Here is a 14,959-nt window from a genome sequence, read left to right as displayed (position 1 = left end):
ATAAACAGTAATTATGCCAATAGTTTAAAACTGACAATTTTGCTTTCATTGATTTTTTAAGCTAAAATTACTGCATAAAAAAATGCCAACGTGTCATTTACGTTGGCATTTTGTAATTTGTATACTATGGTATTATTGAATGCTATCGTTTCCTGCGGGAACTGTGTTTTCTATCGGAGCCGTTCCTTCTAAAGTGTTGTCTAAATTAACATTGTTATCACCTTCTCTAGGAATTGCAAAATTTGCTAATAAAATTAAAGCAAACATAGCTATAGCCAATGTCCAGGTTGTTCTGTCTAAAAAATTGTTTGTGTTTTGTACACCTCCTAAAGACTGTGCTCCACCACCACCAAATGAAGAGGATAAGCCTCCTCCTTTTGGATTTTGTACCATAACGATTAATATTAAAGCGACTGCTACAACCAAGATTAGGATTAAAAATGCTGTATAACTCATAATTTATTTTTTTGTAAAATTTGTATTCTTTTAATTTGGTCTGCAAAGAAACCACTTTTTTCTGGATATTTCAAACTTAATATTCGGTATGCTTGCTTAGCGTTTTCGTACTTCTTTTGCTCTAGATACACTTTGGCTAAAGTCTCTGTCATTAAAGAAGAATCTTGTTTGTTTTTCGTAATTGAAATAGCAATACTTTTGTCTTTAGAAAGGGGTTTTATTTTTGGGTTATTTTGAATAAACTTTTCAATAATTTCTATAGTATCATTAACTTTTTCTTTTTTATTTTCGTGCGATACTTTTCTGTTGATTGTTTTTTTTGTAGAAAGTTGCAGCCATTGATTAAAAGAATAATTTTCTGATTCTGAAAAAGGAATAGGTTTGCCAACTTCTAAAACTTGTTCAGTTTCTTCAGTATTTTTAATCGGTGTTAAAACTGGTTCAGTTTCTATTTCAACAGGAATTACTTTTTCTTGAGAAACTGTTTGCACAGTGGGTTTTTGAATAACTTCTGAATTCTTAAATTCTTTGGATGTAATAAAATCAAACAAAACAGCTCTGTCTGTTGTGCACGCCGCTGTTACTTTTAATTCTTTATTGTATTTAAAACTATCTTGATTGTTTAATCCTTTTATATACAGGGCTCTCGCGCTCTGAAAATATGGAAAATTTTCAACAATCGATCTCAATTCAGCCGTAGTTTCGTGCTCAATTTTAGATTCGTTTTTTAATAGATTGATAAAATTAGCTGTTTTCAACTTGTACTTTTAAATAATAAATTTTGAATTATTTTACCACTTTGCAACCGATGCATTAAAAATATCTTGCGTAAGTCGTTCTACAATTTCATCTAAAGCAGCGTCTAAAACACCCCCTGTTAATTGAGCATTGGCATCAAAATCAGAATAGAAAGAAAATGTTTTTTCAAAATCATCTTTTTCTACTAGTTTATTTACAAAACGAACATTAACGGTAACGGTTAATCTGTTTTGCGCCGCAGTTTGATCAGAGGTTCCGCTCATTGGCGTTACTCTAAAACCGGTTATTTCTCCGCTGAAATATAAATCGCCATTAGAAGGCGTTAAGGTTAAATTGGTTTGACGTGTAAATAAATCTTGTAAATCATTTGTAAAACGTTGCGTTAAAACAGGTTCTACTAAGGGTGCTTGGTTCGGAAAAAAATCAATTTGAATTGTTTTTGCATCACCTGTATTTCCGCCTGTAAAGGAATATGCTCCGCAACCAATTAAAGTTGTCATAATTAGTAGTGATAAAATTATTTTTTTCATTTTTAATTATTTGTAATTCAGTATTTCAATAGTTTTTACAAAGTTCTGGTTACAATTTCGATGAAAAATCGAAATCATTTGAACGGATACTAGAGTTAACAATTATATTCGTTTATAAATCGTATTGTTTAATTTTTCTGTAAAGAGTTCTTTCAGAAATCCCTAACTCTTTTGCCGCTAATTTACGTTTATTATTATTTTTTTCGAGCGACTTTTTAATCATTTCAATTTCCTTGTCTTGTAAAGATAAAGATTCATCTTCTTCAATGGTTTCTATAAAATCGTATTCTTTTTCTGCGGATGAATTTTGTGGAATTTTTAAAACTTCAATATCGTTATCTTTTAATTCTTGATTGCTATAAATTTTTTCTAACAACTGATGATTTTCTTCTTGCACTTCTTCGGTATTTCCGTTTTTCATTAAATCTAACGTCAGTTTTTTTAGATCATTAATGTCATTTCGCATATCAAATAAAATTTTATACATGATATCGCGCTCTGTAGAAAAATCATTTTCTTTTTTACCACCAATTACTGCCGGAAAATTTCCTTTATTATTTGGTAAATATTGTTGCAGTTTTAATGCAGAAACTACTCTCGTTTCTTCAATCACAGAAATTTGTTCTGCTAAATTTTTTAATTGACGAATATTCCCCGGAAAACGATAATTTAATAAGATGCTCACAGCGTTTTCATCCAATCGAATAGAAGGCATTCTGTATTTTTGAGCAAAATCGGATGCGAATTTTCGAAACAATAAATGAATATCTTCATTTCGTTCTCTTAAAGGAGGTAAATGAATTTCTACAGTACTCAATCTATAGTATAAATCTTCTCTAAATTTTTCCTTTTCAATGGCAGTTTGCATATTAACATTGGTTGCCGCTACAATTCTAACATTTGTTTTGATGACTTTTGATGAACCTACTTTTATAAATTCTCCGTTTTCTAAAACCCGCAATAAACGTACTTGGGTGGTTAAAGGTAATTCGCCTACCTCATCTAAAAAAATGGTACCACCGTCTGTAACTTCAAAATATCCTTTTCGGTCTTGGGTTGCGCCCGTAAAAGCACCTTTTTCGTGGCCAAATAATTCACTATCAATCGTTCCTTCAGGAATGGCTCCACAGTTTACAGCAATATATTTTGCATGTTTTCTGTGAGATAAAGAATGTATAATTTTAGGAATACTCTCTTTACCAACACCACTTTCTCCGGTAACTAACACAGAAATATCTGTAGGAGCAACTCTTACCGCTTTTTCTAAAGCTCTATTAAGATGAATATCGTTACCGATAATTCCGAAACGTTGTTTTATTGCTTGTATGTTTTCCATATTCCCCCTTTTAATTTCCCCAAAGGGGAAAATACTCTTGTGTTATCTACTTTATGTTTTAATTTTCCCTAAATCTAAGACGTCTTGCCTCCTTTTTATTTTATTTCATAATCGCTTCCTTTTCTAGGGAAGGATTAAGGATGGGGTTTTAATTATTATCTGAATACCCAACAACAGTTCCTTTTAAAGTAGCAGAAGTACAATCTTCAATTTTTACCATTACAAAATCTCCTAATTGATACTCGTCTTTTGCAAAAACAGCAACTGTATTTTGTGTGTTTCTGCCTTTCCATTCATTCGGATTTTTCTTTGAAGTACCTTCGATTAAAAATTCTTCTATTTTCCCTAAATGTTGTTGTGTTCTATACAATGCGTGCTCTTGTTGTAAATCGATAACTTCTTGCAGTCTGCGTTTTTTTACCGCAAAAGGCACATCATCTTTCATCTTTTTTCCGGCTAAAGTTCCTGGTCTTTCAGAATAGGCAAACATAAAACCAAAATCATATTTTACATATTTCATTAACTCTAAAGTATCTTGATGATCTTCTTCTGTTTCTCCGCAAAAACCAACAATCATATCTTGCGATAAAGACATTTCTGGAACAATCTTAAAAATATTATCTACTAATGTTTTGTATTCTTCACGGGTATGTTGTCTATTCATTGCTTTTAGCATGGCATTACTGCCACTCTGAACAGGTAGATGTAAATATTTACAAATATTTTTATGTTTTGCCATGACGTGAATCACCTCTAAACTCATATCTTGTGGATTAGATGTTGAAAAGCGAAAACGTGTTTTTGGGAACTTTGTGGCACACATATCTAACAACTCTGCAAAACCAACAGCAGTGGCTTGCGCCATTTCGGAAGCTTTCTTAAAATCTTTTTTTAGACCGCCACCATACCATAAAAAGCTATCTACATTCTGACCTAATAATGTAATTTCTTTGAAGTTTTTATCCACCATCGATTGAATTTCTTCTAAAATACTTTTCGGATCTCTGCTTCTTTCTCGCCCACGTGTAAAAGGAACAACACAAAACGTACACATATTATCACAGCCACGTGTAATCGAAACAAATGCAGTAACGCCATTAGAATTTAAGCGAACAGGAGAAATATCACCATAAGTTTCATCTTTAGATAAAATAACATTAACCGCATCTCTGCCTTCATACACCTCCTCTAATAAATTTGGTAAATCTTTATAGGCATCCGGTCCTACAACCAGATCAACAATTTTTTCTTCTTCTAAAAATTTTTCTTTTAAACGTTCTGCCATGCAGCCTAAAACGCCTACTTTCATTTTTTTATTAACTTGTTTTACAGCATTGTATTTTTGCAATCTTTTACGAACCGAAGTTTCTGCTTTTTCACGAATAGAGCAGGTGTTTACCAAAACTAAATCTGCTTCTTCAAGTATCTGTGTAGTGTTGTAACCTTCTTTGTCTAAAATAGCGGCAACTATTTCACTATCGTTCATATTCATTTGACAGCCATAGCTTTCTATAAATAATTTTTTAGTGTTTTCTTTTTTATTTTCGGTTACAAGGGCTTTTCCTTGTATTTTTTCGTCGATAATTTTTTCTACGTGTTCCATCAAATATTGTATCATTTCAAGAACTACAAAGGTACAACCAAATTTGAATTTTTATGACAAATTGGCAGAAAAAATCTAATGTATTTCTGTTAAATATAAGTAGAAAATCAAACAAAAAATTTTTTATAAAAAAAAACTACATACTTTTGCAATCTTTACACAGGCAGTTAATGTTGTGTTTTAGGTAATAAAAAGAGAGATATGGCAAAGAATTTAGTAATTGTAGAGTCACCAGCAAAGGCAAAAACCATCGAGAAGTTTCTTGGAAAAGATTTTCAAGTAGAATCTAGTTATGGTCATATTGCAGATTTACCCTCAAAGGAATTAGGTATTGATGTAGAGGGAGATTTTAGTCCTAAATATATAGTTTCTGATGATAAAAAAGCGATCGTAAAAAAATTAAAAACATTAGCAAAGAAAGCAAAAACGGTTTGGTTAGCGAGTGATGAGGATCGAGAAGGAGAAGCTATTGCATGGCATTTAAAAGAGCAATTAGCGTTAAAAGAAGAAAATACAAAACGTATTGTTTTTCATGAAATAACGAAGAAAGCTATTTTAAAGGCAGTCGAAAATCCGAGAGATATCGATTATAATATGGTAAATGCACAACAAGCACGTAGGGTTTTAGACAGACTTGTTGGGTACGAGTTGTCGCCTGTTTTATGGCGAAAAGTAAAAGGAGGCTTGTCTGCAGGTAGAGTGCAATCTGTTGCTGTGCGCTTAATTGTAGAAAAAGAAAGAAGTATTCAAGAATTTAAGGCAGATACACATTATAAGGTAGTTGCTGAATTCTCTAATAATGAAGGAAAAACTTTTAAAGCGACGATTCCAAAGAATTTTGAATCTAAAAAATCTGCAGAAAATTTCTTAAAATCATGCGCAAAAGCTAATTTTAAAATTGCTGATTTAACAAAGAAGCCAGCAAAAAAATCACCAGCTGCGCCTTTTACAACGTCAACATTACAACAAGAGGCTTCAAGAAAATTAGGCTTCCCAGTAGGAAAAACCATGCAAGTTGCACAACGATTGTATGAGGCAGGTTTAATTACTTATATGAGAACAGATAGTGTAAATTTATCCGTAGATGCAAGAGATGCAGCAGAAGAAGAAATAAGTAATTATTACGGCAAAGAATATAGCAAACAACGTATTTTTAAGTCGAAAGCAAAAGGGGCACAAGAGGCACACGAAGCAATTAGACCAACCAATATGAAAATGCACTCCATTAATACGGAATACGATCAAAATAGATTGTATGATTTAATTTGGAAAAGAACCTTGGCTTCTCAAATGAGTGATGCCCAATTAGAAAGAACCAATATTAAAATTGAGAATTCAGAGAATTCTAAAATTTTTACTGCGAATGGTGAAATGATTAAGTTTGAAGGTTTTTTAAAAGTCTATTTAGAAGGGAATGACAATGAGGATGAAGAGCAAGCAGGCATGTTGCCAAATTTAAAGGTAAATGAAAATTTAGACTATACTTTTATCAACGCAACACAACGTTTTACAAGTCCGCCATATAGATTTACAGAAGCCTCTTTGGTAAAACAATTAGAAGAATTAGGAATTGGACGCCCGTCTACCTACGCACCAACAATTTCTACGGTGCAAAGAAGAGGGTATGTAGAAAAAGGCCAAAACGAAGGTGTTGAAAGAGCTTATGAACAAATGATTTTGTCTAACGGATTGATTAAAAGTCAGACGTTGTCAGAGAAAACGGGTTCCGATAAAAATAAATTAATTCCTACGGATATTGGGAATATTGTGAATGACTTCTTAGTGGCTAATTTTTCTAATATTTTAGATTTTAATTTTACAGCAAAAGTAGAATCTTCTTTTGATGATATTTCTGAAGGTGATGAAAATTGGATAGAAATGATCAGATCTTTTTATACTAATTTTCATAATAATGTAGAAGATGTTAAAGAAAATGCAGAAAGAGAATCGGGAGAAAGAATTTTAGGAAAACATCCAGATTCAGGAAAAACAGTTTTAGTTCGTTTAGGGAAGTTTGGACCTATTGCGCAAATAGGGGCTCCAGAAGATGAAGAAAAGATATTTGCAAGTTTAAACAAGGATCAACATTTAGGAATGATTACTTTAGAGGAGGCTTTAGAGTTGTTTTTGCTGCCAAAAACTTTAGGGTCTTATGAAGGAGAAGAAGTGATTGTTTCCAACGGTCGTTTTGGTCCTTACATCCGATTTGGAACCATGTTCGTTTCTTTGGATAAAGGAGAAAACCCAATGGAAGTTGATTTGCCAAGAGCAAAAGAATTAATTGTTGCCAAACAAAAAGCGGACGCACCTATTTATTATTATGAAGATATGCCTGTGCAAAAAGGAGTTGGTCGTTTTGGTCCTTTTATCAAATGGAATTCTATGTTTATCAACGTAAACAAAAAGTATGATTTTGAGAATCTTTCTGATGAGGATATCATTGAGTTAATAGAGGCTAAGAAACAAAAAGAAATAGAGAAGGTTATTCATAATTGGGAAGATGAGGGCATTCGTGTAGAAAAAGCAAGATGGGGTAGGTTTAATGTAATTAAAGGTAAAATTAAAATTGAATTACCTAAAACTACAGAAATTGAAAAACTTTCAAAGGAGGAAGCTATTAAGATGATTGAAGCCAAAACTCCTAAGAAAAAAGTAGCTAAAAAGAAGACCGCAACAAAAAAGAAAACGATACCAAAAAAGAAAACTGCAGTTAGTAGAACTGTAAAAAAGAAATAAAATTTTGTAGCATAAAGAAACCAGTCAAATTGATGAATCAAGATTTTTTATCTCCTGTAAAAGAAGCTGCCTTAGCAGATTTATTGTTCCATTCTGTACATTGTATAGGAAATACAATAAGAATTCACTCTCTAGAAGAGGGGTTTCCTGAGTTAACGAATGTTAAATTAGCAATTTTCGGAGTAGAAGAAGATCGTAATTCCGAGAATAATGCGGGTTGTGGAGATAATTTATATTTTATCCGAAGAAAATTATATGAACTTTTTCCTGGAAAATGGCAAACAGAAATTGCCGATTTAGGAAACGTTCTGAAAGGAGATACGGTTGCAGATACATATTTTGCTGTTTCTGAAATCATTACAGATTTATTGAAACAAAATATTATACCTATTATTATTGGGGGCGGTCAAGACATTACCTATGTAAATTATAGGGCATACGATTCGTTAGAGCAGACTATAAATATTACTGCCGTTGATAGTCGTTTTGATTTGGGTGGTTTAGAAGATGAACTAACTTCGCAGTCTTATTTGAGTAAAATAATCATGCAAAAACCCAATAATCTATTTAATTATAGCAATGTTGGTTATCAAACTTATTTTAATGCGCAAGAAGAAATAGAATTGTTTGATTCGCTTTTTTTTGATACTTGCCGATTGGGGAAAGCAAAAGATTTACAAATTATTGAACCCGCTTTTAGAAATGCAGATCTTGTTTCTATAGATATCGGTGCAGTGCGCCAAAGTGAGGCTCCAGCGAACAACAATGCTTCTCCAAATGGTTTTTATGGCGAAGAGATTTGTGCTATTGCAAGATATGCAGGAATTAGCGATAAAGTTTCTTCCTTCGGAATTTACGAGTATAATTCCCGGTACGATAACAACCATCAAACAGCTAGCTTAATAGCGCAGATGCTTTGGTATTTTATTGAAGGTGTAAATTTTAGGGTAAAAGACTATCCGTTTTCAGGGAAAGAGAATTATCAAAAATTTACAGTTCTATTAGAGCATGATGATCCTTTAATTTTCTATAAGAGCAACAAAACAGGTAGATGGTGGATAGAGATAAATATTTTATCAGATAATAAATATAAAAGGCATGCGTTAATACCATGTACATACCAAGATTATTTGGAGGCAACGAGACAAATTATCCCAGAAAGATGGTTTAAAGCGATGCAAAAAATGATGTAATTGATTAAAAAAAAATGCTTATTTGGTGAAAAACAAATTTAACATTGTATTTTCGCAAAAAAAATAATAAGTTTACAGCTTTTAGTAAAGACAAAAAAAATATATGAAAAAAGCAGCAATTTTTGCACTTTTAATGACCTTATTTTACAGTTGTGGTTCTAATGATAGAGGTGAATTAGTAGGTGTAAAGTCTAAAAAACAATGGTTTTCAGAAAAACCTTATGGTATGACTTTAATTCCAGGTGGCTCTTTTACAATGGGTAAACAGGATCAAGACATTTTGGGTAATATGAATTCACCAACCAAAACAGTAACTGTTAGACCTTACTTTATGGATGAAACAGAAATTACAAACAACGAATATAAAGAGTTTGTTTTTTGGGTTAGAGATTCTGTGGTAAGAAATAGATTAGCGAAGCAGGCAGAATTTTCGTCTTTAGGAGAAGGAACTGCAGAAACTAATGGAAAAAATCGAACTTCTGGAATTCAGAATTACGCATTTAAGGCATCAGATACAGTTAAAGCAAGTGCATATCAAAAATATATGTATGATAACTACTATAGTTTCGATACGATTCAACCTTTAAACTGGGATGAAGAGATTATTTGGAAAAAGGAAGATTTCCCGGACGTAGATTATGTAGAAGTTATGGACTCTTTATTTATAAGTAAGGAAGATGCTGTAGATGGACTCAGAACATTTAATACAAAGTTTTTAAATTATTCGTATTCTTGGTTTGATAGAGATAATGCAGCTAGAAAAGGTGGGAATAGAAAAGATTTTGTGCAAACAGAAGTTTTAAATATCTATCCAGATACTACCGTATGGGTAAGAGATTTTAATTATTCTTATAACGATCCTATGCACCAAGATTATTTTCAACATCAATCTTATGGAGATTATCCAGTTGTTGGGGTTACTTGGGGACAAGCAACTGCTTTTTGTAATTGGAGAACAAAAAAGAAAAATACTTTTTTAAGTAGAAAGAAAAAAGGAGTAATGCGCGTACCAGATTTTAGATTACCTACAGAAGCTGAATGGGAATATGCTGCTAGAGGTGGTTTAGAGTTTGCAACATATCCATGGGGATCGGGTGGTACAACAAGCGATCGTGGATGTTTTTTAGCGAACTTTAAACCAGTAAGGGGTAATTATTCAGTAGATGGGGCTTTATACACCATGGAAGCCAAGTCTTTTAATGCCAATGATTACGGTTTGTATAATATGGCGGGTAATGTTTCTGAATGGACAAATACGGCATATAATTTATCTTCATACTATATGGCATCAACAATGAATCCGAATGTAGAAGATAGAAGGAATAAAAGAAAAATAATTAGAGGAGGATCATGGAAAGATGTTGCATATTTTTTAGAAGTAGGTTCTAGAGATTATGAATATGCAGATACGGCAAGAAGTTACATTGGTTTTAGAACAGTTCAAAACTATGTGGGCACAGCAAATAATTAGAAAAATAAATATTGCTAAATAAATAATAATTAAAAAAAAAGAAAAAAATGGCACAATCAAGAGCGTACAAAAAAACAATGAATTTCGTATACGGAATGGGAGCGGCAGTAGTAATCGTCGGAGCCTTATTCAAAATTCAACACTTTTCTATTGGAATTATAACAGGTGGAGTAATGCTAACAATCGGGTTGGTTGTAGAAGCATTGGTTTTTGCAATATCTGCTTTCGATGCCCCAGAAGAAGAATTAGACTGGTCTAAAGTATATCCAGAATTAGATAATAGTGGTGAGTTTAAACAAGAAAGAAAATTAGGTGCTGAAGGGATGTTATCTCAGAAATTAGATAATTTACTACAAGAAGCTAAAATTGATTCTGCCTTAATGGAAGGCTTAGGGACAAGTATGAAAAACTTTCAAGGAGCTGCAGAAGGTTTATCTGCTGCATCAGAATCTATTTCTTCAACGAATAAATACAATGAACAAGTTTCATTAGCAGCGGTGCAGATGGAATCTCTTAACGGTTTGTATAAAGTGCAATTAGAAAGTACAAACAAACAAACGGAATTAAACAATTCTGTTGTAGAAAATACGGAAAGACTTAAAGACCAAATGGAATCATTAGCAAAAAACTTGTCTTCTTTAAACGGAGTGTATGGTAATATGCTATCTGCAATGTCTAGCAAATAATTAGTTCAATAAAATATAAACTTTAAAAAACTAATTAAGATATGGCAGGAGGAAAAATGTCTGCAAGACAAAAGATGATTAACTTAATGTACCTTGTTTTTATTGCAATGTTAGCAATGAACATGAGTAAAGAAGTGCTATCAGCTTTTGGCTTCATGAACGAAAAAATAGAAACTAATAATGTTTCTACTACAGAAAAGAATAATAATGCCTATAACAATTTAGCAACCAAAGCAAAAGAGCAAGCGGCAAAGTTTGGCGAGCTAAATAAAAAAGCGAATGTTATAAAGAAATATTCATCTGAGTTTTATTCCTATATAGGTGAATTAAAAACAAAGATGACTACAGATGTTGAAAATAAAACCGATTATGAATCTATGGATAAAACAGATTTCTTAGATACATATTTCTTTAAAGGTGATAAATATACTCCAGAAGGTGATGAGTTTTTAGCGAAAATTAATTCGTACAGAACAAATGTATCTGCTACTTTAGGCGCAGGAAATAAGTTTGAATCTGTTTTAAATGATAGATTTAATACCGAAGATGCCATAAATAAAGATGGTAAAACTGTGCCTTGGTTAAAATATAGATATGAGGGTTTTCCTTTGATAGCATCATTAACGAATTTAACACAAATGCAGGCTGATATTAAAAATACAGAAGCAGATATCGTAACAGACTTGTTAGGTGGTAAATTAGAAGAATCTTTATCTTTAAGCAACTATCAAGGTATTGTACGTTTAGATAAATCAGCTTATTTTGCTGGGGAAAAGGTAACAGGTCAAGTGGTTCTTGGACGATATGATCAAACTTTAGTGCCTAACAAGGTCGTTCTAAACGGAAGGGATGTAACGAATACCGTAAAATCTGGTCAGGTAATTATAGACATGCCAGCGGGTAGTGTTGGTGAAAAAGATATTAAAGGTACAATCTTTTTTACTGAAAAGGGAGTAGAGATTCCAGTTAAATTTGAAAGTAAATATTCTGTAATTGCAGAACCAAACTCTGCTGTTGTTGCGGCATCAAAAATGAACGTGGTATACCGAGGTATAGATAATCCAATTTCAGTATCATTGCCAGGAGTTAGTGCTAATAATTTAAAAGTTAGTGCAACTGGAGGTGCTTTATCAGGTTCTGGCGAATCTTATATGTTAAGACCGGGGAAAGCTGACATCGCAGAGATTAATGTAAGTGCAAAATTAAGTAGTGGTAAAATTGTGAATTCTAAAAGTCCTTTTAGAGTAAAAGATATACCACCAGCACAAGGTTCCTTTCGTGGTCAATACGATGTAGTAAAATTACCAAAGGCAGCGTTAGCAAACTCTCCTGTAGGAGCAGGTATGCAAGACTTTATGTTCGATTTGAAATTACAAGTAACCGGCTTTAAAATAAAAGTGCCTAATCAATTTGCTGTTGAAGTTAAAGGATCATCACTAGACGCAGCAGCCAAAAAGGCACTAAATAAAGCTAAAAGAGGGGATAACATCACTATTTTTGATATCAAGGCCACTGTTGTTGGTAGCAACTATCAGCTGAAAAAGGTATCGGCAGTTACTATAGAAATAACTAATTAGATTATTAAAGGATAAGATTATGATTAAAAACTATTTTAATTTTTTTTTACTTTTATTGTTTTCAGGCTTTATAAATGCCCAAACTAATATTTTAAATGCAAAAAAAGTAGCACAAATAGGTCAAGAAAATGAACAACAATTGGATTCAGATAATGACGGACCTATACCTTACGGTTATGTAGATGATAGAGATGTGATGTGGTCTAAAGTTGTGTGGGAAAAGATAGATTTAAATCAAAAAATAAATTTACCATTTTATTTCCCTACAGATACTAGTAATGTGTCATCCGATAGAAGATCTTTATTTGATGTTTTAGTGAAAGGTATTAGGCAAGGAAAAATAACAGAAGTTTATGACGACACTTTTTTTATAACTAAGTTTACTAGCGAGTTAATCGAAGAACGTTTAAAATTTGTAAGAGAGGATGAGTTTGGATCTATTCCATACAATATTGGAGCTGCTGATATTAAGGCCTATTTGTTAAAAGGAATGTGGTATTTTGATAAGCGCCAAGGAGAGATGAAGTATCGATTATTAGGAATAGCACCTCTAGGAAGAGATGTGAAAACTCTGGGTTCAGATGCTGAATCTGATGAATACTTGCCTATATTTTGGGTTTTTTATCCTTCTGCTAGAGATGTTTTACACGAATCAAAGGTGTTTAATCCGATGAATAACTCTAATCCTATTTCTTACGATCATTTATTAAATGCCCGTAGATTTAGTTCTGTAATTACCAGAGAAGAAAACATTTATGGTAACAGAGAAATTAGTAAATATGTTCGTGGTAATTCTTTATTTCAGCTTTTAGAAGCCGATAAAATAAAAGAAGATATTAGAAATAGAGAAATTGATATGTGGAACTATTAAGTATTAGATTTTTCCAACCTACGCTAAGTTAGTTTTAATTTATAACTAAATTTTAATGTTAAGAGAATAAAGAAAAACGTTTACGAAAGTAAGCGTTTTTTTTATGGAACGGTTTTGTTGCCTTTAACAGCTTCCTTTTAAATTCTAATTTGACGATTTTGGTTTTTAGAAAAAATCGTTTTAGTCATAGGTTTAGAATTAGAATGGTCTATTTCAAGCTTAGAAAGTAAAAATAAAATTAAAGGATAAAGGTTTTCTGTTACTTTAATGAAATACATAATTTTAATGAAAACTTAAGTATTTTTGTACCATGAAAGTTGATTATATTATTGTTGGTTTAGGGTTGGCAGGTTTGGCATTTGCCGAGGAATTATTAGTAGCAAAGAAAACTTTTGTAGTTTTTGAAAATAACTCTCAAACTTCTTCATTGGTGGCAGGAGGTGTTTACAATCCTGTTATATTAAAGCGATTTTCACCCGTATGGAATGCAAAAGAGCAGTTGGCAGTAGCACTTCCTTTTTATGAAAGATTAGAAAAAAAATTGAAATTAAAGTTTGATGAAAAATTTGTCATTAAAAAAGTATTTAAATCAATAGAAGATCAAAATAATTGGTTTTCTGCCTTCGACAAACCAAAAGTAGCACCATTTTTAGATGCTACTTTAGATAAACAGAAGTATCCTGGTATTTTAGAAGCGTATCACTATGGCAATGTAAAGGAAGGGGGGAGAATAGATACGCTGCTTTTAATAAAAACGTATAGAGACTATTTAAAAGATCATAATTTAATTCGGTTTGAGAAATTTAACTATTCAGAAATTGCCTTTGAAAATAATTTAATTCAATATCAAGATTTAGAGGCCAATAAAATTGTATTTTCGGAAGGATTCGGTGTCAAAGAGAATCCTTATTTTAAACATTTACCATTAGACGAAGTGAAAGGGGAAACCATAACGATCTATGCTCCAAAGTTAAAAATTGATTTTCTTTTAAAGTCAACGGTATTTGTGATGCCATTAGGAGGGGAGATGTATAAAGTGGGTGCAACTTTTAATCACAAGGATAAAACCTCAAATCCTTCTGACGAAGGAAAACAAGAATTAGTAGAAAAGTTAAAAAAGGTAATTGATGTCCCTTATAAAATTATAGCACAAGCTGCAGGGATAAGACCTGCCGTAAAAGACCGAAGACCTTTAGTAGGGATTCATAAAACACATAAAAATTTAGCAGTTTTAAACGGTTTAGGAACCCGCGGAGTTATGATTGCGCCAACTTTGGCAAAAGAATTGTTTCATCATATAGAAAATAATGGAAATTTAGATCCAGAAACAGATATTAAACGTTTTTTGTAGTTGATGCTTTTTCATCATAAGAAATAAACATATTAATCCATATAATTCTTGCCAATCTTAAATTGACAGGAGCCAAAACAAGAAGAGCCGCTAAAACACTTAAAAAAGATTCTAATAAATTTAATTCAAATCCTAATTTAGTAATTACAAAAACGATAATAGAAATTGCTACTGTAATGCCGTAATTTATATACATGGCACCATAAAAAAAGGAAGGTTCTAGCATATATTTTAAATTGCATTTTGAGCAATTATTGTGTATTTTAGTAACTTTTGAAGGATTAAAAGTAAAGGTGTTCGTGAAAAAATCGCCTTGATGACATCTAGGACATTTTCCATTTAAAATACTGTATAATTTTGTGCCCTTTTTAAACATGATAAACTGTATTT

13 protein-coding genes are annotated in these 14,959 nt (G+C 32.1%); 7 read left to right on the top strand and 6 right to left on the bottom strand.

What is annotated here, in order from left to right; genetic code table 11:
• Positions 1-132 precede the first annotated feature (132 nt).
• From secG to miaB, 5 genes are all read right to left on the bottom strand, one after another.
• Positions 133-456, bottom strand: coding sequence for a preprotein translocase subunit SecG (secG, locus tag K8354_RS11620; RefSeq protein WP_223439811.1), 324 nt, complete (start codon positions 454-456; stop codon positions 133-135).
• Complete coding sequence (locus K8354_RS11615; protein WP_223439809.1) at positions 453-1,214, bottom strand: DUF8458 domain-containing protein; 762 nt, start codon at positions 1,212-1,214, stop codon at positions 453-455. Before K8354_RS11615 ends, secG begins: the two co-directional genes overlap by 4 nt.
• A 33-nt stretch (positions 1,215-1,247) precedes the next feature.
• Positions 1,248-1,745 carry an LptE family protein gene (locus tag K8354_RS11610; protein ID WP_223439807.1) on the bottom strand — a complete coding sequence of 166 codons (498 nt, stop codon included), beginning with the start codon at positions 1,743-1,745 and terminating at the stop codon, positions 1,248-1,250.
• 112 nt (positions 1,746-1,857) lie between these two features.
• A complete protein-coding gene (locus K8354_RS11605) occupies positions 1,858-3,081 on the bottom strand; it encodes a sigma 54-interacting transcriptional regulator (protein WP_223439805.1) in 1,224 nt (407 codons plus the stop codon).
• Between the two features lie 148 nt (positions 3,082-3,229).
• The gene (gene miaB / locus K8354_RS11600; RefSeq protein ID WP_223439803.1) at positions 3,230-4,684 is read right to left on the bottom strand and encodes a tRNA (N6-isopentenyl adenosine(37)-C2)-methylthiotransferase MiaB; all 1,455 of its coding nucleotides are present in this window, start codon (positions 4,682-4,684) and stop codon (positions 3,230-3,232) included.
• A gap of 201 nt (positions 4,685-4,885) precedes the next feature.
• Here miaB and topA point away from each other — a divergent pair, with 201 nt between their 5' ends.
• The 7 genes from topA to K8354_RS11565 all read left to right on the top strand — a co-directional run bounded on the left by topA (position 4,886) and on the right by K8354_RS11565 (position 14,569).
• Positions 4,886-7,420, top strand: coding sequence for a type I DNA topoisomerase (gene topA, locus K8354_RS11595; RefSeq protein ID WP_223439802.1), 2,535 nt, complete (start codon positions 4,886-4,888; stop codon positions 7,418-7,420).
• A gap of 32 nt (positions 7,421-7,452) precedes the next feature.
• Positions 7,453-8,613, top strand: coding sequence for a formimidoylglutamase (locus K8354_RS11590; protein WP_223439800.1), 1,161 nt, complete (start codon positions 7,453-7,455; stop codon positions 8,611-8,613).
• A 103-nt stretch (positions 8,614-8,716) separates the two neighbouring features.
• Positions 8,717-10,084 carry a T9SS ring complex lipoprotein PorK/GldK gene (gene porK / locus K8354_RS11585; protein WP_223439798.1) on the top strand — a complete coding sequence of 456 codons (1,368 nt, stop codon included), beginning with the start codon at positions 8,717-8,719 and terminating at the stop codon, positions 10,082-10,084.
• Positions 10,085-10,131: 47 nt separating this feature from the next.
• Positions 10,132-10,770, top strand: coding sequence for a type IX secretion system motor protein PorL/GldL (porL, locus tag K8354_RS11580; protein ID WP_223439797.1), 639 nt, complete (start codon positions 10,132-10,134; stop codon positions 10,768-10,770).
• Between the two features lie 41 nt (positions 10,771-10,811).
• Positions 10,812-12,347, top strand: coding sequence for a type IX secretion system motor protein PorM/GldM (gene porM / locus K8354_RS11575; protein WP_223439795.1), 1,536 nt, complete (start codon positions 10,812-10,814; stop codon positions 12,345-12,347).
• 19 nt (positions 12,348-12,366) lie between these two features.
• Positions 12,367-13,218, top strand: a complete 852-nt coding sequence (porN, locus tag K8354_RS11570) for a type IX secretion system ring subunit PorN/GldN (RefSeq protein WP_223439793.1) — start codon at positions 12,367-12,369, stop codon at positions 13,216-13,218.
• A 310-nt stretch (positions 13,219-13,528) separates the two neighbouring features.
• Positions 13,529-14,569 (top strand): NAD(P)/FAD-dependent oxidoreductase, encoded by a 1,041-nt coding sequence (locus tag K8354_RS11565; RefSeq protein ID WP_223439792.1) that lies wholly within the window; start codon positions 13,529-13,531, stop codon positions 14,567-14,569.
• Here K8354_RS11565 and K8354_RS18705 read toward each other — a convergent pair.
• Positions 14,553-14,945 (bottom strand): DUF983 domain-containing protein, encoded by a 393-nt coding sequence (locus tag K8354_RS18705; RefSeq protein ID WP_223439790.1) that lies wholly within the window; start codon positions 14,943-14,945, stop codon positions 14,553-14,555. The genes K8354_RS11565 and K8354_RS18705 overlap by 17 nt on opposite strands.
• Positions 14,946-14,959: the final 14 nt, after the last annotated feature.

The sequence above is a fragment of the Polaribacter litorisediminis genome (assembly GCF_019968605.1).
Classification (GTDB): Bacteria; Bacteroidota; Bacteroidia; order Flavobacteriales; family Flavobacteriaceae; genus Polaribacter; species Polaribacter litorisediminis.
This window is presented reverse-complemented; position numbering and strand designations above follow the sequence as displayed.

Bases quoted from the DNA above. Each gene is read 5' to 3' on its own strand.
- K8354_RS11590 (WP_223439800.1), top strand. From the start codon at position 7,453: ATGAATCAAGATTTTTTATCTCCTGTAAAAGAAGCTGCCTTAGCAGAT.
- porN (WP_223439793.1), top strand. From the start codon at position 12,367: ATGATTAAAAACTATTTTAATTTTTTTTTACTTTTATTGTTTTCAGGC.
- porK (WP_223439798.1), top strand. From the start codon at position 8,717: ATGAAAAAAGCAGCAATTTTTGCACTTTTAATGACCTTATTTTACAGT.
- K8354_RS11610 (WP_223439807.1), bottom strand. From the start codon at position 1,745: ATGAAAAAAATAATTTTATCACTACTAATTATGACAACTTTAATTGGT.
- porM (WP_223439795.1), top strand. From the start codon at position 10,812: ATGGCAGGAGGAAAAATGTCTGCAAGACAAAAGATGATTAACTTAATG.
- K8354_RS18705 (WP_223439790.1), bottom strand. From the start codon at position 14,945: ATGTTTAAAAAGGGCACAAAATTATACAGTATTTTAAATGGAAAATGT.
- K8354_RS11565 (WP_223439792.1), top strand. From the start codon at position 13,529: ATGAAAGTTGATTATATTATTGTTGGTTTAGGGTTGGCAGGTTTGGCA.
- miaB (WP_223439803.1), bottom strand. From the start codon at position 4,684: ATGGAACACGTAGAAAAAATTATCGACGAAAAAATACAAGGAAAAGCC.
- topA (WP_223439802.1), top strand. From the start codon at position 4,886: ATGGCAAAGAATTTAGTAATTGTAGAGTCACCAGCAAAGGCAAAAACC.
- K8354_RS11605 (WP_223439805.1), bottom strand. From the start codon at position 3,081: ATGGAAAACATACAAGCAATAAAACAACGTTTCGGAATTATCGGTAAC.
- secG (WP_223439811.1), bottom strand. From the start codon at position 456: ATGAGTTATACAGCATTTTTAATCCTAATCTTGGTTGTAGCAGTCGCT.
- porL (WP_223439797.1), top strand. From the start codon at position 10,132: ATGGCACAATCAAGAGCGTACAAAAAAACAATGAATTTCGTATACGGA.